Annotated in this window: 19 protein-coding genes; all 19 read left to right on the forward strand. The window is 72.9% G+C overall.

Annotated elements, in window-relative coordinates:
• The first annotated feature begins 528 nt into the window (after window positions 1-528).
• The 19 genes from ACWD12_RS36445 (at window position 529) to ACWD12_RS36535 (ending at window position 18,272) form a co-directional block, all read left to right on the forward strand.
• A complete protein-coding gene (locus ACWD12_RS36445; protein WP_450103187.1) occupies window positions 529-783 on the forward strand; it encodes a WhiB family transcriptional regulator in 255 nt (84 codons plus the stop codon).
• A 1-nt stretch (window position 784) separates the two neighbouring features.
• Window positions 785-967, forward strand: coding sequence for a hypothetical protein (locus ACWD12_RS36450; protein WP_450103188.1), 183 nt, complete (start codon window positions 785-787; stop codon window positions 965-967).
• Window positions 968-1,098: 131 nt separating this feature from the next.
• Window positions 1,099-1,365 carry a hypothetical protein gene (locus ACWD12_RS36455; protein WP_450103189.1) on the forward strand — a complete coding sequence of 89 codons (267 nt, stop codon included), beginning with the start codon at window positions 1,099-1,101 and terminating at the stop codon, window positions 1,363-1,365.
• 315 nt (window positions 1,366-1,680) lie between these two features.
• Entirely contained in the window at window positions 1,681-3,357 is a 1,677-nt protein-coding gene (locus tag ACWD12_RS36460; RefSeq protein WP_450103190.1) for a DUF2637 domain-containing protein, read from the forward strand.
• Between the two features lie 198 nt (window positions 3,358-3,555).
• The gene (locus tag ACWD12_RS36465; RefSeq protein WP_450103191.1) at window positions 3,556-4,029 is read left to right on the forward strand and encodes a hypothetical protein; all 474 of its coding nucleotides are present in this window, start codon (window positions 3,556-3,558) and stop codon (window positions 4,027-4,029) included.
• Complete coding sequence (locus tag ACWD12_RS36470; protein ID WP_450103192.1) at window positions 4,026-4,259, forward strand: hypothetical protein; 234 nt, start codon at window positions 4,026-4,028, stop codon at window positions 4,257-4,259. Before ACWD12_RS36465 ends, ACWD12_RS36470 begins: the two co-directional genes overlap by 4 nt.
• Window positions 4,260-4,384: 125 nt before the next feature.
• A complete protein-coding gene (locus tag ACWD12_RS36475) occupies window positions 4,385-6,853 on the forward strand; it encodes a hypothetical protein (protein WP_450103193.1) in 2,469 nt (822 codons plus the stop codon).
• Window positions 6,854-6,857: 4 nt separating this feature from the next.
• Window positions 6,858-7,271, forward strand: coding sequence for a hypothetical protein (locus ACWD12_RS36480; protein WP_450103194.1), 414 nt, complete (start codon window positions 6,858-6,860; stop codon window positions 7,269-7,271).
• A gap of 102 nt (window positions 7,272-7,373) precedes the next feature.
• Entirely contained in the window at window positions 7,374-8,321 is a 948-nt protein-coding gene (locus tag ACWD12_RS36485; RefSeq protein WP_450103195.1) for a hypothetical protein, read from the forward strand.
• The gene (locus ACWD12_RS36490; RefSeq protein ID WP_450103196.1) at window positions 8,318-9,859 is read left to right on the forward strand and encodes a DNA/RNA helicase domain-containing protein; all 1,542 of its coding nucleotides are present in this window, start codon (window positions 8,318-8,320) and stop codon (window positions 9,857-9,859) included. The genes ACWD12_RS36485 and ACWD12_RS36490 overlap by 4 nt, the downstream gene beginning before the upstream one ends.
• Before the next feature lie 141 nt (window positions 9,860-10,000).
• A complete protein-coding gene (locus tag ACWD12_RS36495) occupies window positions 10,001-10,282 on the forward strand; it encodes a hypothetical protein (protein ID WP_450103197.1) in 282 nt (93 codons plus the stop codon).
• Window positions 10,283-10,458: 176 nt separating this feature from the next.
• Window positions 10,459-10,953, forward strand: coding sequence for a hypothetical protein (locus ACWD12_RS36500; protein WP_450103198.1), 495 nt, complete (start codon window positions 10,459-10,461; stop codon window positions 10,951-10,953).
• The gene (locus tag ACWD12_RS36505; RefSeq protein WP_450103199.1) at window positions 10,950-11,825 is read left to right on the forward strand and encodes an AAA family ATPase; all 876 of its coding nucleotides are present in this window, start codon (window positions 10,950-10,952) and stop codon (window positions 11,823-11,825) included. Before ACWD12_RS36500 ends, ACWD12_RS36505 begins: the two co-directional genes overlap by 4 nt.
• 62 nt (window positions 11,826-11,887) lie before the next feature.
• Entirely contained in the window at window positions 11,888-12,241 is a 354-nt protein-coding gene (locus ACWD12_RS36510; RefSeq protein ID WP_450103200.1) for a hypothetical protein, read from the forward strand.
• Window positions 12,242-12,420: 179 nt separating this feature from the next.
• Complete coding sequence (locus ACWD12_RS36515) at window positions 12,421-12,975, forward strand: hypothetical protein (RefSeq protein ID WP_450103201.1); 555 nt, start codon at window positions 12,421-12,423, stop codon at window positions 12,973-12,975.
• A 166-nt stretch (window positions 12,976-13,141) separates the two neighbouring features.
• Complete coding sequence (locus ACWD12_RS36520) at window positions 13,142-13,876, forward strand: GGDEF domain-containing protein (protein WP_450103202.1); 735 nt, start codon at window positions 13,142-13,144, stop codon at window positions 13,874-13,876.
• Window positions 13,877-14,074: 198 nt separating this feature from the next.
• Window positions 14,075-15,235 carry a tyrosine-type recombinase/integrase gene (locus tag ACWD12_RS36525; RefSeq protein ID WP_450103203.1) on the forward strand — a complete coding sequence of 387 codons (1,161 nt, stop codon included), beginning with the start codon at window positions 14,075-14,077 and terminating at the stop codon, window positions 15,233-15,235.
• 128 nt (window positions 15,236-15,363) lie between these two features.
• Window positions 15,364-17,721 carry a tyrosine-type recombinase/integrase gene (locus tag ACWD12_RS36530; RefSeq protein WP_450103204.1) on the forward strand — a complete coding sequence of 786 codons (2,358 nt, stop codon included), beginning with the start codon at window positions 15,364-15,366 and terminating at the stop codon, window positions 17,719-17,721.
• On the forward strand, window positions 17,718-18,272 hold the full coding sequence (locus tag ACWD12_RS36535) for a hypothetical protein (protein WP_450103205.1): 555 nt from the start codon (window positions 17,718-17,720) through the stop codon (window positions 18,270-18,272). The genes ACWD12_RS36530 and ACWD12_RS36535 overlap by 4 nt, the downstream gene beginning before the upstream one ends.
• The last annotated feature ends 22 nt before the right edge of the window (window positions 18,273-18,294 follow it).

Consider the following 18,294-nt stretch of genomic DNA (forward strand, 5'->3'; position numbering starts at 1 on the left):
TGGGCGCGGGGCCCGGTGGGTCGCCCGGGGGCCGCGCCCACCACCGTCCCCCGCGCACAACCCCCCCGGCCGCCCCCGCCCCCCACGGACTGCGGGGGGGCCGCGGCCGTGGTCTGTTCGAACGGCAGGCCAGAGAAAGCGGTACGGCCCCGGGGGGTCATCCCGAGGCCGTGGTGAGCCGCACAACTGCCAGAAGGAGCACGCGACTTGAAGACCATCATCGCACGGCCCACGCTGATCGTCGGCACGGACAGCGACCCGGACATGGACGAAGCCCTCAAGCGGGTCCGGTCGCAGCAGAAGGGCAGGGCGTCGTGAGCGCCGCGACCGACCTGGCCGAGGCGCGGCAGCGCGCCCGCGAGGCCATGGACCGGGCGGCGGAAGCCGCACGGCGGCTCGCCGAGGCCCAGCAGCAGGCACGCCAGCGCTGACCACGACCATCCGAACCACCCGCGCCCGCCCGGCAGTACGCCGGGCGGGCGCTCCTCTTCTCCCACCCTTTCCACCCGCGTACGCGAGGAGTTTCCTGTGAACCTGCGTCACCGCGCCGCCTGCCGCGACGAAGACCCGGAGCTGTTCTTCCCGATCGGGAACACCGGCCCGGCCCTGCTCCAGATCGAGGAGGCGAAGGCCGTGTGCCGTCGCTGCCCCGAGATGGAGGCCTGCCTCCAGTGGGCGCTGGAGACCGGGCAGGACGCCGGCGTCTGGGGTGGCATGAGCGAGGACGAGCGGCGCGCGCTGGAGCGTCGGGCCGCCCGCAACCGCGCCCGCGCCACCGGCTGACATGGCCGCGCGCCGCAACCGGGTTCGCCGCGCACGGGCGAACGCCGACGACCTGCTGGAGGCCGGCGCCCGCCGCCCGGCGGCCCGCCTCACCCCCGCCCGGTCCCGGGCCCGGGCGCCGCGTCCGCTGCGCCGCGCGGTCCGTGCCGCGCTCCGGGCGGCACGCAGCGGCTCCAGCCGCTGAACGCCGGTGCCCACCGATTCCACGCGGCCGGACGGCTCGCGGCCTCCAGGCCCGCACGGGCCGAGGCGGCCGTCACCGACCCGCCCGCCCACCCAGTAACCGCTGCACGGCAACGCGAAGGGACATCCACCGTGCCCACCTACGACTCCGACGCCGCCCGGGCGATGGCCGAACGCCTCCATGCCCTGCTCGACATCCCCGTCGAACTCCTCCTCGGCATGCCCGGGGAGCCGTCCGCCGGCACCCGCGACCTGTTGGACGTGGACCCGTACCTCGCGATCCACGCCCGCCAGGTGATGGCGACCGCCATGTACACCCCGCGCGGGAACCCGGTCGCCGTCCCGATCCTGGCCACGGTCCCCGGCATCGACCAGGACGACCTGACCCACGCCGCGTGAGCAACGTCTGTTCGTTGCCTTTCACCGCCCGTCCCGGCCGCGCTCGCGGCGCGGTACGGGCGGTGTGAGGGGAGCCGGACAGCCGTTTCGGACGCACCCCACGCGATTTCGGGCGCGGCCTTGTGGTGTTTCGGACGCGGCCCCGCAGCCGCCGCGCAGAACCCGCGCAGCCCGCCGGCCGATGTCGTCGGCTGACGCTGCGCACCCCGCGCTTCGCAGTCCCCGCATTCCCCGTTTCGGGAGCACCCGCCCGCGTTTCGGGCGCACCCCATCTTGTTTCGGGCGCAGCCCGGACGACCCTCACCGGAGGTCCCAGTGACGATCACCGAACTGCCGCCCCAGGCAGCCCGCTCCTCCCCCGTTTCGGGTCCGCCGGACCCCGTTTCGGACGCGCCGCCGACCGTTTCGGACGCGCCGCCGACCGCTTCGGACGCACCGGAGGGAGGGTCCCGCAGCGACTGGTGGCTGGAGCGCCTGCTCTGGCTCGTCGGGACCCTCGGCGGTCTCCTGGTGGGCGCGATCGGCTTCGTGATGTCCTACGACACGCTGTCCACCAAGGCCTTGTCCTGGGGCTTCAGCGCGGACCTGGCGCCGTGGTTCCCCGTGGGCGTGGACGCCTCGATCGTCGCGTTCCTGGCGCTGGACCTGCACATGATCCGCAAGGGCTGCCCGTGGCCGGTCCTGCGGCTCGCGGCGCATGTCATGACCGGCGCGACGGTGTGGTTCAACGCCGCCTCGCAGGGCTCGATCGGCGCCGATCCGGTCCAGGCCGCAGCTCACGCGGTCACTCCGATCCTGTTCGTGCTGGGTGTGGAGGCCGCGCGCCGCCGGGTCATCAAGAAGGCCCGGATCGAGGCCGGCACCCACACCGACCGCATCCCGCTGCACCGCTGGATCCTCTCCCCCTGGGCGACGCCGAAGCTGTACCGGCGGATGCGGCTGTACAACATCACCTCCTACCCGGAGATGATTCGCCGAGGTCAGGAGCTCATCGCGTACGAGTTGTGGCTCAAGCGCAAGTACGACGGCGACCTGTCGAAGGCGTCCGAGGACGAGATGCTGCCGATGACGATGGCCCCGTACGGCTACGACGTCGCCGAGGCCCTGGCGATGCCCGCCGAGCAGGAGCGCGCCGCCGAGGAGCGCCGCGAGGAGGCCGAGCGGCGGCAGGTGGAGGCGGAGACCCGCCGCCAGCTCGCCGAACGCCGCGCCGAGGCCGAACGGATCCGGGCGCAGGCGGCGTTGGAGGTCGCCCAGGCGCAGGCCGGCGCCGAGGCGGAGCGGGCCCGCGCGCAGGCCCGCGCGGACGTCACCGCCGCCGAACGCGCCGCGATGCTCGAGGACCAGGCGCTGGAGACCGCGACGATCGCCGAGGCCCGTGCCCGCACCGCGAAGGCGGAGCGGGAGGAGGCCGAGGAGCGCGCCCGCGAAGCCGAGGCGAACCGCGCCGCGGCGGAGCAGCAGCGCCTCGCCGAGGAGGAGCGGCGGGCCGCCGAGGCGGCGGCGACGGTTGCCGAGCTGGAGGCGAGGGCGGTGGAGACCGCGGCCATGGCCGAAGCCCGCAAGCGCGCGGCCGAAGCGGACAAGGCCGCCGCCGAAATCGAGAGGGACGCCGCCGAAACGCGGCGCCGTGCCGCCGAAATCGACGCCGAGCAGGCGGAGGCGGCGGCCCGTCAGGAGGCGGCGATCGCCCAGGCGCGGCAGCAGCGGCAGGCCGCGGCCGAAGCCGAACAGGCCGCTGCCGAAACGCGGCGCCGTGCTGCCGAAATCGAGGCGGCCGCGATCGAAATGGAGGACGCCGCCCGGCTGAGCCCGCGCGAGCGCGCCGCCCGCAAGGTCGCCCGCATGGTCCTCGCCCATGCCGACGGCGAGAGTGAGCGGCTCCCGCTGGACGCGATCACTGAAGCGTTCGGCGTCGCGTTCTCGACCGCGTCGGAGTACCGCAACGAGGCCGCCGCGCTTCTCGCGTCCGGCTACCGGCCCGCCGCGTGAGCGTGCCGGGCCTGATCAGGTGCGTCCGGCACCACCAGTGAAGGCCGGTCCCAACCCATTCGAGGTGGGTTGGGACCGGCCTTCGCTGCGACTGCCGGAAGCAGTCCCAGCAACGCCAAGTACAGCACCGCAGATCCGGTCGTGACCAGTGTCAACGGCCCTGCGGCACACCGTTTCTAGACCGAAGGAGAGATGGTCGTGACCGACCGAACGAGTCCTCAGTGGACCGCCGAGGCGCTGCTGACGCCGGAGGGCGTGCACGCCTTTAGCAGCCAGGTGGAGATGGTGTTCCAGCGTCGCCGCCGGGCGTTTCGGGAGCTGCGGCTGGAGGTGTTCGCCGAGCTGTTGGCGACGCCGATCCCGGGCGACAACGCCGTCCAGGGCCGGATGCACGCGTGGCGGGTGGCCCGTCAGCTGCACGTGATGGAGCGCAACGCGCAGTCCACCATCACCGCCGCGCGGCGCCTGGAGGCGGTCTACCGGCGGCTGTACGTGGAGCTGCCGCAGGCCCGCCGGGCGAAGGAACTGCAGATCGCCCGCCGCGCCGAGCTGACCGCACGCACCTCAGCGGACATCCGCGACGCTGCCAATTCGGCGCTCGCCGAGCCTGCCGAAGTGGTCGACGTCGCCGCCGAGCCGCCCGCGTTCGACCTGTTTCGGAACGCCAAATGATCGCCCCGAAGACGCCCGGGACGATTACGCCGAAGCGCAAGGTGAGCGGCCGCGCGAAGTTCTGGAACGACCGCTTGCAGCAGGCCGACAACAACCGCGCGATGGCCGCGGTGGTGATGGACCAGGCCCGCGCCATCGCCACCGCGCTGGAGCGGCAGACCGGCGACGACATGGTCTGGTACTCGCTCGCCAAGACGCTGCACGACTGGTGCCGTGCTCACGATGCGTGACGGATTCCTCATCATCATCACCCCGCCGCCCTACGGCTGGCAGGGGGCCAAGCCGCGCGCACGACGCGCGCGCGTGAGGCTCCCGCATCCCATCACTGTGTGTCAACTCCTGAGAGGAGGCGATCATGGCTCGCGACGAGCCCCCGACGACCGGGAACGGCCCCGGCGACGGCCCTGACACCGGCCCCGAAACTGGCCCCGAAACCGGCATCGCGGGCACGGTTTTGCCGTTCCCGCGCACCGGCGGACTGCGCCCGCCGATCGTGCCGGATGCCCCCGCGACGGTCCTCGAGGTGCCCGGCCGCACCGACGTGGACGACGAGCTGCCGGCCTTCCCCGAACTGGCCGACGACGACTTCGGCCCGCCGCTGCACCTGCTGTTCGCCGACGCCGTCCCGGCCCCGGTCGACGCCGACGAGGACGACGGCCAGGCGGCGGTGCACGGCGCCGAGTTCAACCGGCACACCGCGCCGCTGTACTGGGCGGCGGGCGCGGCCGCAGGACTGCGGATCGCGTACAACGCCGCGGACTGGATGCGGGCCCGCGCCGAGCACCACCGCGAGGAAGCGAAGAACGCCAAGGAGAAGGCCGACAAGGACGGCGACGGGAAGAAGGTCAAGGACGGCGCCGCGCGGCGGGCGGCCCGGGCGGCGCTGCAGCACGTCCGGTCCGCCCGCGCCGCCAACACCGGTGCCGCCCGGCCGCCCCGGGGTGGTTCCAGCGGTGGCCTGGGGGGTGGCCGGGGTGCCGCGTCGGGTGGCGGCCGGTCCGCAGGCGGAGCGTCTGGGGCGGGCCGCCGGACCGCCGCGTCGCCGTCGTCCGGCGGGCCCCGCAAGACGTCCGGGTTGTCCGGGTCGTCCGGGGCGTCGGGGTCGGCGTCCGGCCGCACCGGTAGGGGCGGTTCGACCTCGGGCCGCGGCACGGGGTCGACCGGCAAGGGCGGGGGCGCGTCGTCGGGCCTGGCGGGCAACGCCGCCCGGTGGCTGGGCACAAACGCCGCGCAGAAGCGCGCCGAGGCGAAGAACGCCAAGTCCGCCGGTGCGTCGTCGAAGAACGGGCCGAAGTCGGCGGACACCTCCGGCGGCGGATCCGGATCCAAGGGCGGCTCCAAGGCCGCGCCGAAGACCGGCGGCGGAAAGAACAGCGGCGGCACCGGCACCAAGGGGGCCTCCGGGGCCGGCCGGGCCGCCGGGACCAAGTCCGCGGCCGCCAAGCGCGCAGGCAGCGCCGGCGGAACCGGCGACGGGTCCAAGCCCGGCGGCAAGTCCGGGTCCAAGTCCGGGTCCAAGTCCGGCGGCAAGTCCGGCGGTGGGTCCGGCGCGGGTTCCGGTGGCAAAGGCACGTCGGGTGGGACCGGCACCTCTGGGGCGAAGACCACGAAGAAGGCGGCCCGGAAGAAGGCGGCCCGCGCCGAGGCCAAGAAGACCGCGAAGAAGGCCGCGAAAGCCCGCGCCGCCGACGAGGCCGCCAAGACCGCCAAGAGCGCCGAGGACGAGGCGTCGGGATCCGAGGCGCCGGACCGCGCCACTCGCCGGGCCGCCCGGTCGGCGAGGCGGTCCGCCCGGTCGGCTCGGCGCTGGGCGCGCTCTGCCAGGCGGCTGGTCCGTGCGGCGCGTTCGAAGGCCCGTCGTGAGCGCCTGCCGCGTCACCGCGCCGAACGGCGCTGGTACCCCAAGGGCTCGCCGAAGGACACCGGCAAACACACCGGCAAGGCGGCGGGGAAGAACGCCCCTAAGGGGTCGTCGTCCGGGTCCGGCCCGGCAGCGGACTCGGAAACGCGCAAGCCACCTGGCCTCGCTGGGACTGGTGGAGGCCGTCACCGTCGCCCGTCGCGTGGCGGGTTCCGTTCCTGGATCGCCCGCGGCCCCTTCGCCGGCGCCCGCGTCGACCGCGGTGCCCCGAAGCCCCTCACGGCGACCGACGGAGCCGACGCAGGCCGCTCCTCGGAACCCGGTTCCGGGACGCGGGCCCCGTGGACGGGGCCGGTGTTCGAGGACGAGGCGATGACGCCTCCGCCCGGCATGCGGCCGAAGACCTGGACCGCCGAGCAGGTGGACACGCCCACGCCCCTGTCCGCCGCTGCTGCTTCGGCGGCGACTGCTTCAACCGCCGCATCCTCGACGCCCCCGCGCGGGGGTGTCTCCGCCTACCCGGAAGGACCCAACGACGTGCCTGCCAGAACTGCCTCCCCCGCCGTACCCGGCTCTGCCGCTACGGGAACCGGGAGCGACCTGACGATCGAGGAGCTGATCGGCGCCGACGGCGACGCGCAAGGCGAGATCACCGGCCGCGCCGAGGGCGCCCGGATCGCCGCTTCGATGGCCGAAGACCTGGTCACGTCCCTGGAAGGGCTCCAAGCGAGAGTCGCCGAGCTGCAGGTGCCCGGATCGCTGGCCGGGTCGATCGCGACGCTGATCGACGCCTGCCAGACCGTCCGCGGCCACGCCGACGACCTGATCGCGTCGCTGCCGCGCGCCGCCGAGGCGATCGGCAGCGCCGGGACCAACGCCTCCGACCGCCACCAGCCGTTCGCCCGAGCCGTCGCCGACGCGGGCCACACCGCGCCCGCCGAAGCCGCCTACCACCAGGAGTAGACCCGTGTCCGACCTCGTACCCGTCGCCCAGGCCACCGCCCAGTCCGCCGACGCCGGCAGCTACGCGCTCCTGATCGAGCGGCTGCGCATCGCCAGCACCGCCGTCGGTCGCCTCTCCGACTACGCCAACAAGATCGGCGAGGACGTCGGCGAGGTCGCCGCCAGCGTCGACCGGCTCGCCGGGATCGCTGCCTCCCTGAATGTCGACAGCGACACCGTGGGCGAGCACCACGAGGCCGCCGTGCTCATGCGGCAGAGCCGTGAGCACGCCCGCAGCCTCGCCGACGCGGCCGCGGACCTGTCGACGCTGTTCCACCGGGCCGCCGAGAACCACCAGGCCGACTACGGCCGCGTGGTCGAGGTCGCGCAGGCCATGCCCGTCCCGATGGCCGACCGCACCTTCTACGCCAACCACTGACCCACCCCCCCCGCACCCGCACGCAGCGCCGCCGCCCGGCACTCCCCCGCCGGGCGGCGGTGCCGCGTGCCGGGACGGATTCCCGAAGAGGAGAACGGATCCGTGAGCAGCACGATGAACGCCGTCCGCAGCGCGGCGGGCCGCCTGGGCACAGCCGCCGGCGCCGTCGCGCTGGCCGCTTCCCTGACGTCCACCCCCGCAGCCCTCACCACCGCCGCCACCACCGCAGGGCTGGCCACCGCCGGCCTCGCGATCTCGGTCCGGCCCTGGAAGCCCGAGGTCGGCCCCGAAGTGACGGTGCTCTACCTCACCGCGCCCGCCCTCCTCGCCGCGGGCGCCGTCACCGTCGCGGTGGTCCCCGGCACGACCCTGGACGAAGTACTGGCCACGATCGGCGGCGGCGCGGTGTGGCTCGGGCTGACCTGGTACTGGCGGCCCTCCCACGGGGCGGTGGGGTACCTGCACGAGATGGCCGGCCGCCGCGCCCAAGCCACCGCTGAAGACGCCCGCACCCCGGAGGAGCGGCTGACCCGGTGGTGGGCCGAAGCCGTCGGCTGCGACGGCGGCGCCGCCCCCGGCACCCGCCTGGAGAACGCTCGCGTCGACGACGCCGACACCTTCCGCGCCGTCATCGTCGCCCCCGCCGGGCAACCCGTCCCCGACATTCCGGCCGCGCGGCTGTCCGCGCTGACCGACATCCCCGTCGACCGCATCCGCATCGAGGCGATCCCCGACCGCGGCTCCCGCTACAAGCGGCTGATCGTCGGCACCCCTGCGGCCGCCGACATGAGCGACCTGGACACCTACTGGGCCGCCCGCGTCGCGCCCACCGCGATGCCCGGCTCGCAGATCGTCGACATCCGCCGCGGCGCCCTGGTCCACGACCACACCGAACCCCGCGAACCCGCCCACTCCTTCGCCGGTGGCGAGGGGCTGACCGCGCCGACCGATCAGACACTCGCGGCGGTCACCGCCGTCCTGACCAAGCCCTCCCCGCACGCCGACGACACCGACCGCCCCGACGACACCGAGAGGACCGAACAGCCGTGAGAGCCGTACTCCTGCCGTCGACCACACCGGCCGCGGACTGCGACTTCATCGAGATCGAAGTCGCCGTCCCGCAAGGCGGCGTGGTCGACCTGACCCCCGAGCGCCTGCGCAACCTGCGCTCCGCCCTCGGCGTGCAGGACCCCGCCTGCCTGGTCGTGGAGACCGACGGCCTCAACCGCGCCCTGGTCACCGTCTACCGCCGCCCACCGCTGGCGAACCTGCCCGCCGCCCGCGGCCAGGACCTGGTGATGAACAAAGACGGCTACATCTGCGTCGGCGCCTTCCACGACGGCATGCCCGCCCCGTTCCGCCTGTACGAACCCGGCTCCGGGGCGCAGCGCAGTGCGATCTTCGGGACCACGGGCGGCGGGAAATCCCGCGCCGTCCAGCTCGTCCTCGCCGCCGAGAAACGCAGCCGGATCACCTCCTGGCTCGCCGACCTGAAGATGGGCCAGTCCTGCCCCGAGGCCAAAGGCCAGGTCGACTGGCGCGTCACCACCTCCGAAGGCGCCATGGACATGCTGCTGGCCGCGTACGAGGTCGCCAAGGACCGCATGGCCCGCTACGCCGAGCTGGGCCGCTCGCACTTCATCATCGACCGGCCCGACCCGCTGCTGTCGGTCACCCTCGACGAAGCCAACCGGCTCCTGGAGAAGGGCAGCCCCTACCGCGAAGGCGCCACGTACTTCATCCGCGAACTGGGCCGCACCGGCCGCTCCGTCGGCGTCGGCGTGCGCATCGCCGCGCAGGCCGGGCACCTGGAAGACCTCGGCGGCTCCGACGTCCTGCGCGCCATGCTCAAAGAGGGCGAGGTCGTCCTGCTGCGCTGGAGCAGCGGGATCATGCAGCAACTGGTCTCCGACGGCCTGCTGCCCATGGGGATGCGGCTCGCGCCGATCCCGAAGTACTCCGGCGCGCCGATGCTCGCGTCCCGGTTCGACCATGGGACCGAGCTGCGCAAAGGCGCGTCCACCGCGGGCACCGCGTACCTGCTCTCCTCCGACCGGCCCGGCTCGGTCATGCGCTGGTCCCGCGTCGGCAGCCTGACCCCCGTCGACGGCCTGGACCCGGAGATCACCGCCCTGTACGGGCCCGGCGACCCCAGGTCGCTCGAAGCCGCCTCGCACGCCGCGGCCGGACCCGCGTACCTCAACCGGCACAACGACCAGGCGGTCAACCTCACCTCGTCCGCCGGCGGCGTGGGCGGTACCGCGACCCTTGTGCGCCCGCCGGTCACAGCCGGGGCCCCGGGTCAGGAACCCGCCGCGTTCCCCGCCCAGTTCCCTGCGCCGTTCCCAACGGGCCCGGCGCAGCACACCGCGCGGACGATCAGCTCCCGCATCCTCGACGCCCTCACGCTCGGCGCGAAGACCAAGGAAGAACTCGTCGCCGCGCTCGCCGAGGACGGCGGGCAGCCCGTCTCCCCCGGCGGCGTCGCCAACGCACTGACCGGACTCAAGCAGACCGGCAAGATCCGCCCCACCGAAGCCGACAGCCGCGCCTACGAACGAACCGAACCGGCCCCCACACCCCGCTAACGCCCCCCACCCACCGCGTCGGCCGCCGCCCCGAACAGGGCGGCGGCCGACGCGCGTATGACCGCGCATCAACCACCGACGTCTCTGGAGCCATCACCCATGTCCCGCACCCGAACTCGCCTGCGGCGTACAGCCGTTGTCGTGTCCACCACCCTGCTGCTCGCCCTGACACCCGTGGCGGCGTACGCGGCCGACACGGCCCCGGCCGCCGCAACCGGCGGCGCCGTCACGGTCACCACCAAAGTCGTCGCCGCCTTCGCCGTCCTGGGCTTCGCATACCGGCGCGGCACCGTGCTGCTCGTGCTGTTCGCCATGGCCGCCGGGGTGATGCTCGCCGGCACGTCGTTCGGCACCAACCTGGCCAGCGTCGGGGACAACCTCGTCCGCGCCGGGGTCAACGCCGTCACCGGGATCTTTGCCTGATCCCCGATGTCCGCCGGGTGCACGACGAGTGTCCGGCCGCAGCTCACGCGGCCGGACACCCACACCCCGACCTCCTTCTCGCCTGGGACACACCAATGGGCGCTGCCGCCGACGCGGCAGCGCCTTTCCGTCTGCCTCAGACACCCGACACCCTCGACCGGAAGGGCCACAGAGCCATGAACACCCCCACTCCGACCAGTACGAGCTTGGTCCCCCGCCCCCCGCTGGAGGGCGCCGTCGAACTGTCCGCCGAACGCACCGCCGACTCGGGCGTGTCGATGGTGTGGATCCAGACGGCCGACGGGTCCGCGCTGGTCCCCCGCGACAGCCTGCCGCCCGAGTTCTTCGACCCGCGGCTCCTGCCCGGCGGCTACCAGCCCCGCGACCTCGCCCCTCAGCCCGCCGCAGATCCGATCGCGCAGCGCATCGCCGCGGGCGGCATCGGCCTCGGCGCGGCCGGCGCCGGGATCGGCTGGGGACTTGGGCAGGCCGCCGCGGGGATCACCGCGACCGGCGGAGGCGGCCTCGTCCTGGGCGCGCTGCTCGGGCTGCTGTTCGCCCGGCTCGGCGGCAGCGGCACGACCGTTCACACCGAGCACCACGAGACCCACGTGACCACCCACAATCGCGGCCTGGCCCGCTCGATCACCACGACGGGCGGCCCGCGGTGACCCGGCCCACGCAGGCCCGCGCCGCGGCGGTCAGCATGGCGGGCGCGGACCTGACCACACCGGCGCTCTTCACGCTCATCGGCCCGGCCGGGGCTGGCAAGTCACGGGTGGCCGCAGTGTTTCCGCGCGGATGGCGGTTATCGCTGGACGCGTGCCGCCAGCGGGTCGCCGACAACGCCGGCGACCAGGACGCCACCGCCGACGCCGTGGCCGTGTTCGACGCCGTCCTGGACGCGAGGCTCACCCGCGGACTGCCGACGGTGGTTGACGCCACCAACGTCGAACCGGCCGTCCGCGCTCGCTTGGCCACCCGCGCGTACGCGCACTACATGCCCGCCGTGGCGATCGTGGTGCGCACCCCCCTGGACGTCTGCCTCGAACGCCAGAGGCTGCGGCTGCCGCACCGCAAGGTCCCGCAGCGGGTCGTCACCGCACAGCACGCCAAGGTCCCCACTGCGGAGCAGCTGCGCGCGGAGGGCTTCGACGCGGTGTACGACGCGGCCGAGGTGGACCTGCTCGGCATGTTGCTCGCCCGGTCCGCCGGCGACTATCCGGACCTGCTGAGCGAGGTCCGCGCCGCGTTCGGCCCGGACCTGGCGGCCGTGTTCGCTTGGCACCCGGACACCGGCGACGGCACCGGGGTGTTCGGCGTCGGCGGCCGCCACCTGGTCGCGCGGCTGTGGAACGGCGCCGGGATGTACGCGCCGCACTGGCAGGCCCGCTGCGACACCGCCCGGTGCGACCGCTGCGGCGGCGTGGTGTGGGCCGCGGTCGACGACGCCACCGACCTCCTCGCCGTTTACCGCGGCCAGGTCCCCGACGACTTGCACTGCGACGCGTGCGACGCCCCGGACGACTGGGACCTTGCCTGAACCCCGTCCGCCTGTGCCCACAGCCTCCTTCATCGGCAGCAGACCTGATTCGGAGTCGCGTCATGAACCGCCTCGCCCTGCAATCCCCGCAACTGACCGCTGCCCGCGCCTGGTTGGCCGTCTGGTTCTGGTTCGTCGCCCGCCGCACCGTGCGCCTCGGGGCGTCTCTCGGCGCGGTGGTGGTCCTCGCGTCCGCACTGGTCGCCGCCCCGCCCGCGCCCGCGCTCGGCGCGGGGGTGGTGTGCCTGGCCGTCGGCATCGTGGCCCGGGACACCTGCCAGCAGATCGGCAACCTCCTCGCGCCGCCCGCATGTGCGCCGACGGTGGACCTCCACTACTGCGTCCCGTTCTCCGGGGACCCCTGCACCTGCGGGGACACCCCCGACCCGGCCGCCACCGTGCGGCGCATGAACTGACCCGTGTTGTGCCCGGCTTCCGTGCCGCCCCGACGCCCGCGAACTGCGGTGTCGGGGCGGTGCGGTGGCCTGCCACGCCCAGGCCGCGCTCGCGGCCCGCACTCCTCCGGCACGGCCTTGACCGATCCCTACCTGCCCGGCGTCGTGACGCGCGGTGCCGGGAAAGGAGACGAGCAGCAGTGACTGCCGAAACCATTCAGACCACCGCAGGGCCGGGCACCCTCGTGCCCGGCCCCGCCCGCACGATCCTCGCGGCCGCGGAGGCCGCGGTACGCGCGGCGCAGGAGCGCGCCGAGCGCGAGGCCCGCGACAAGGCGGCCCGGGCCGCCGTCGACGCCGCGGACGCCGCGGCGTGGTTCGTCAAGGAGAAGATCGGCGACATCGCCGCGCAGCTGCACAAGCCCGAGGTGTGGACCGGCTACCCGCCGATCCGCGCCGAGGACTCCGGCACCGGGTTCCCGGTCGTGGCGTCCGCCGTCGCCTGGCTGGGCTCCGGTGCCGAGGACGGGTCCGGGATATGGCTGCACTTCGAGCACCGGCAGCGCCACGCCGGCGTGTCCGGCCACCTGACCGTCGTCAGCCGGTGCGTATGCGGACGGCACCGCGAACGCGAGGTCGGCGACGTGTACGCCCTGGCCGCCGGGCTCGCCCAGGCGCTGACCCGGGCCGTCGAATGCGACCGGGCCTGCACTCCGTACGAGCACGAGTTGGAGGCCGCCCGCGCGGATGACTGACCCGCGCGGACCGCGCCGGACACCCGGCCGGTGTTCACCCGGTAAACGCCCGCCCGGCGACCGACCCCCCTTTGGACCACCCCAGCAAGCGGCGCCACTCCCTCCCGGGAGGGCGCCGCTTTCCTTATACCCCGGCTGCTGCCGGGAAGATCGGAGACCCGACCCCATGCCCGCCCGAACCCCGCTTCTGCGGGGACACCCGAGCCCGGCCTGGCTCGCCGCCGCGGCCGCCGTGCCGCTCGCGGCGTTGGCTTTCGCCGACAACGTGCGCGTACGCCGCCGCCTCCAGCAGGCTGGCCGCGACGAACTGACCGGCCTGCCCCGCCGCCAGGCCCTCACCGCCCGCGGTGAGCAGCTGCTCGCCCGTCGCCCCGACGACGTCCTGGTCCTGCTGCTGGACCTGGACCGGTTCAAAGAGACCAACGACAACCACGGGCACGCCGCCGGCGACCGGGTCCTGGACGCGGTCGCCGACCGGCTCCTCGACTGGACCGCCGCCCGCGGCGGCATGGTCGCGCGCCTGGGCGGCGACGAATTCGGCGCCTATGCACGCGTCCCGTACGACCGGGTCCCCCGCGAACTGGCCGCGCTGCCAACCCTGCTGGAGCGGCCCGTCGTGTACGGCGGGCAGGCGCTGCCCGTGGCCGTGTCCGTCGGCGCCGCGCACACCACCGACCTGCCTGATGCGTCGTGGAGCACGCTGCTGCGCGTCGCTGACGTCGGGATGTACCGGACCAAGGGCATGCGGCGGGACGGCTGGTCGACCGGCCCGTGCCTGGCGCACGCCGCCGATGCGCACACGCCGACGGTCAACGGCCGCCGCCAAGGACGCCCGGGCACGCACCTGACCCCGGCCGCCCGCACCACCGCCCAAGGCGCGGGGACGAGGACGAGCCGGTGACCGCCGTCTGTTTCGTCGACGAAACACGCCCGGTGCGGGCGTTGACGCTCCACCAACCGTGGGCCCACGCTTCTCCGGGGGTTGTCCCACTGTCGTGTGATGTTGCGTGGACGACCCGCGTGGCGCGTTCTGCAGCGGTTCTCACGGGGTGTAGCTCTGTTGCTCTTCGTCGGTTCAAGCGAGGGGCAAGGGCAGCTGATGCGCGCTTTCGCGGTGAGGATGCCGTCCGGGACCCGGTACTGGACGGTGCTCGATGAGGAACTGGAAGTGATGCCTGCCGCGGATCGATTCCTGCGGCATGTCCGGTTCGGCCAGGACCGGGCCGAGTCGACGACGAAGGCGTACGCCGGTGCGGTCGTCCTCTATCTGCGGTGGTGCCGGTGCACGGGCCGCGACTGGCGGGTGGCGGCCGCTGACATGGGCTTGTTCATGGTCTGGTTGAAGTACGTCCCGGCTGAGGCCGAAGACCGGCGGGTGGTGCACGGGCCGGGCACACAACCGGTGCGCGTCGAGCGGCGCATCAACAAGGTGCTCACAGCGGTACGCGGCTTCTTGGCGTTCGCGGTGGCGCGGGATGAGGCGCCGCCGTGGGTTCTCGGGCAGATCTACGATCTGGCGGATTCGCGGGACTTGCCGCTGGAAGCCCAGGGAGAAGATGCCCGGCTGGTCTATCGGCTGCGGGCTCAGCACCGACTACACGAGCCGGAGACGGTAGTCGACCGGGCCACCGACGAGGAGGTCGTAGCGATGTTCCGGGCGTGCTGTTCGGCCCGGGACCGCGTGATCGTTCTGCTCATGGCCCGGGCTGGCCTGCGCCGCGGCGAGGTTGCCGGGCTGCGGCGCAGTGACGTGCATCTGCTCGTCGACAACGCCGGTCTGGGGTGCGCGATCGAAGGCGCGCACGTGCACGTCCGGCGTCGGGACAACAGCAATAGCGCGTGGGCAAAGTCCCGCAGGGGCCGGGCGGTCCCTCTTGACTTCGTCACCGTCCAGGCGCTGGACCAGTACGCGATCGAAAGGCACCAGGTCGAGGCCGCCGCGAACAGTGATTTCCTGCTGGTCAACCTCTTCCGGGCACCGCTGGGGGCACCGATGCGGCCGGACGCCATCAACGACCTGGTCGATGCGTTGGTCCGGCGCGCGGGTATCCCGCGCCGGATCACCCCGCACATGTCGCGCCACGCCTTCGCCAGCAACGTCAGGGACGCCGGCGGCAGTCGGGATGAACTGCAGGACCTGCTCGGTCACGCATCACCGGCGTCCAGCGACCCCTACCTGCACCCGGATCCGAGCCGACTGCGCGAGGCGGTCGAGCGCGTACCGACACCGCGGCTGCCAGCCGGGAAGGTCGGGCGATGACCACCCCGATGAAGCTCACGCCCCTGCCCTCGGCCGTCGAACACGAGGACGCGGCCACATCGGCCTTGTTGGCAGCGATCACACCGGAGTTCGCCGCCACGGTCCAGTGGGACCCGCAGGATCTCGTCGTGGTGTTCCCGCAGCAGCATCCGACGCTCGGCTGGAGGATGTGCGTGATCACCGGGTGCCGCAAGGCGCGCTCGAGCGCGAGCGGTCTCTGCGTGAGCTGCAAAGACCGGTGGCGCCGTCTGGGGAGTCCCGCGGTGGACGACTTCCTCAAGACGCCCAAGGACTACAGCCGGATCGTCGGCGTCCGTTCGTGCACGGTGACCGGCTGCGAGCGTCCCTGGAAGAGCAAGCGGACGCAGTTGTGCCTCGCCCACGAAGTGCAGAAACGCAACCTCGGCGTGTCCCTGGACGAGTTCCTGACAATGCCGATGGCGACGGCCCACGCCTCACTGGGGCCGTGCCGGACCGCCTCGTGTCTGCGGGAGCGCGCTGGCCGGGGCGCCTACTGCCTGGCGCACTACAACCGCTGGCGCAAAGCCCGCCAGGCCCAGCCGGATCTGGACGAGGAGTTCTGGCGCCGCACCGCTCCTGCGATTGCCGAGGACAACAAGGTCAGCCTGCGCGGCTTGCCGCTACGGGTGGCCGCCGAGTTCGTCTACGGCCTGCAGCAGCGCAGCCACAACGGCGTGAAGACCATGTTCAACGTGGTCAGGCCGATCATCGACCAGGCCCGGCTGCAGCAGGCGACGACCTTGAGCGAGGTGTCGCGGGAGTCTTTGAAGGCGTCCGTCCGGCCGCTGCGCAACGAGCTCGTACGCCATTGCGCGTTGCTGCACGCCACCCCGGAGACGGAGCGGCACAAGGACCTGTGGACTCTCACGGTCCTCGGATACGGCGGGACTCTGCGGTTCACCGACATCCGCCAGACGTGGCTGAAGGAGGCGGCCAAGGCATGGGCGTTCGACAACCTGCCGCAGCGCCGGGGCAAGGGCGTCGCCGGCACCGTGCAGTCGTCGATCGACGGCATCGTCCAATTGTCCGAGAGCCTGCACCTGCAGCGCGCCGACCACGGCCACGATCCGCGAGCCTTGGGCCGGACGGACATCACCGCGTTCCGCAACCGCCTTGCCTACCTCCAAGACCAACAACAGTTGTCCGCCTACCTGCGGCTGCGGCACTGCCAGTCAGTGCTGCGGCTGCTGGCGAGGATGCGCACCCTGGGTCTGACCCGGCCCGGTCACCCTCTGTACGGCCTGCCCGACGAATTCGCACTCGGCCGTGAGGACTTGCCCGATGAGCCCGAGGACCAAGAAGCCGGCCGGGACCTGCCCATCGAGGTCGTCCGCCACCTCTGCTCGCATCTGGACAAAGTCAACGGCGGCAGCGGCACCGAGGTCCGCACCGCCGTCGAGCTGCTGATCGACACCGGCCGGCGCCCAGAAGAGATCTGCCGGCTTGCCTGGGACTGCCTGACACGCGATCAGGACGGCAAGCCCGTCCTGATCTACGACAACCACAAAGCCCACCGCCTGGGCCGTCGACTGCCGATCTCCGAGGCCACGGCCGCCGTAGTCGTCAAACAGCAGGAAGCGGCGCGCCGGCGCTTTCCCAACACACCACCCGCCGAACTCGTGCTGCTGCCCACCACCGTCGCCAACCCCGAGGGCCGCAAGTCGATGAGCGCGGACTGGGTGAGCGGTCGGCACCGGACCTGGGTCGACAGCTTGCCGGAGGTACTTGTCCCGACCGTTGTCGAGGTCGGTGGCAGGACGGGGACCACGATGCTGCCGTTCGACAAGCGGCGCATCTACCTCTATGCCTACCGGCACACCTTCGCCCAGCGCTATGCCGACGCAGGTGTCCGGGTCGAGGTTCTTCAAGACCTCATGGACCACAAGCAGCTGTCCACCACCCAGCGGTACTACCGCGTTGGCGAAGAGCGCAGGCGGGAAGCCGTCGACCGCGTCACCACGATGCAGTTCGACCGGCACGGCAGCCGGATCTGGCGCCAGGCAACCGCCCTGCTCGACTCGGAGCGCACCCGCCACGCGGTGGGCGAAGTCGCCGTCCCCTACGGCATCTGCACCGAGCCCACCAACGTCGCCGCCGGCGGCGGGGACTGCCCGGTCAGGTTCCGTTGCGTCGGATGCGCCCACTTCCGCACCGACGTCTCCTTCCTGCCCGACCTAGAGGCCTATCTCAGCGACCTCCTGCGCACCCGAGAACGGCTGCTCGCCAGCGTCGACGCGGATCAATGGGCGAAGGACGAGGCGATGCCGTCGGACGAGGAGATCCGCCGCGTCCGACGGCTGATCAACCGCATCAAGGCCGACGTCGACGACCTCGACGACGACGAACGGGCCCAGATCGAACAGGCAGTCGCCACCGTCCGACGCGCCCGCAACAGCGTCGTCGCCCTGGGTCTGCCCCGCCTTCGCCAGCCACTCCCCGACGTCCGCCCGGACCGGAGCGCATGAACACCACACCCATGGCACAAGGACGACGCGCCGACTCCGCGCGCCGACGCCAGCGCGTCATCAAGGCGCTCAACGAAGCCACCAAGAACGGCACCGAGTTCAGCGTCGCCGCCATCGCCCGCAGCGCTCGCGTCGACCGGTCGTTCCTCTACCGGCACCGGGACCTGCTCGCACAGATCCACGCTGCCGCATCCGAACCACTCAGCCGCCCTGGTACGGCTCCGCAAGTCAGCCGCGCCTCGCTGCAGGCGGACCTCGCGAACGCCCAGGGCCGCGCCGTCCGCCAGGCCGCACGGATCTATCAACTGGAGAACAAGCTCAGCGAACTGCTCGGCGAACAAGCCTGGCGGCAGTCCGGCCTCGGCGCTCCGGACGACATCGAGCAGCTCAAGCGCCGAATCACCGCACTGGAGCAACGAACCGTGGATCTCACACGCCAACTCGAAGAGCGTCAGCAAGAACTCGACGCCGCACGAGCTGCCAACCGCGAGCTGATCACACGCCTGAACACCACTCCCCACCCACACGACACGACCCACAGCAGAACTTGATCGTCTGCAAGCTCACCGGCAA

The organism is Streptodolium elevatio, from assembly GCF_053592165.1.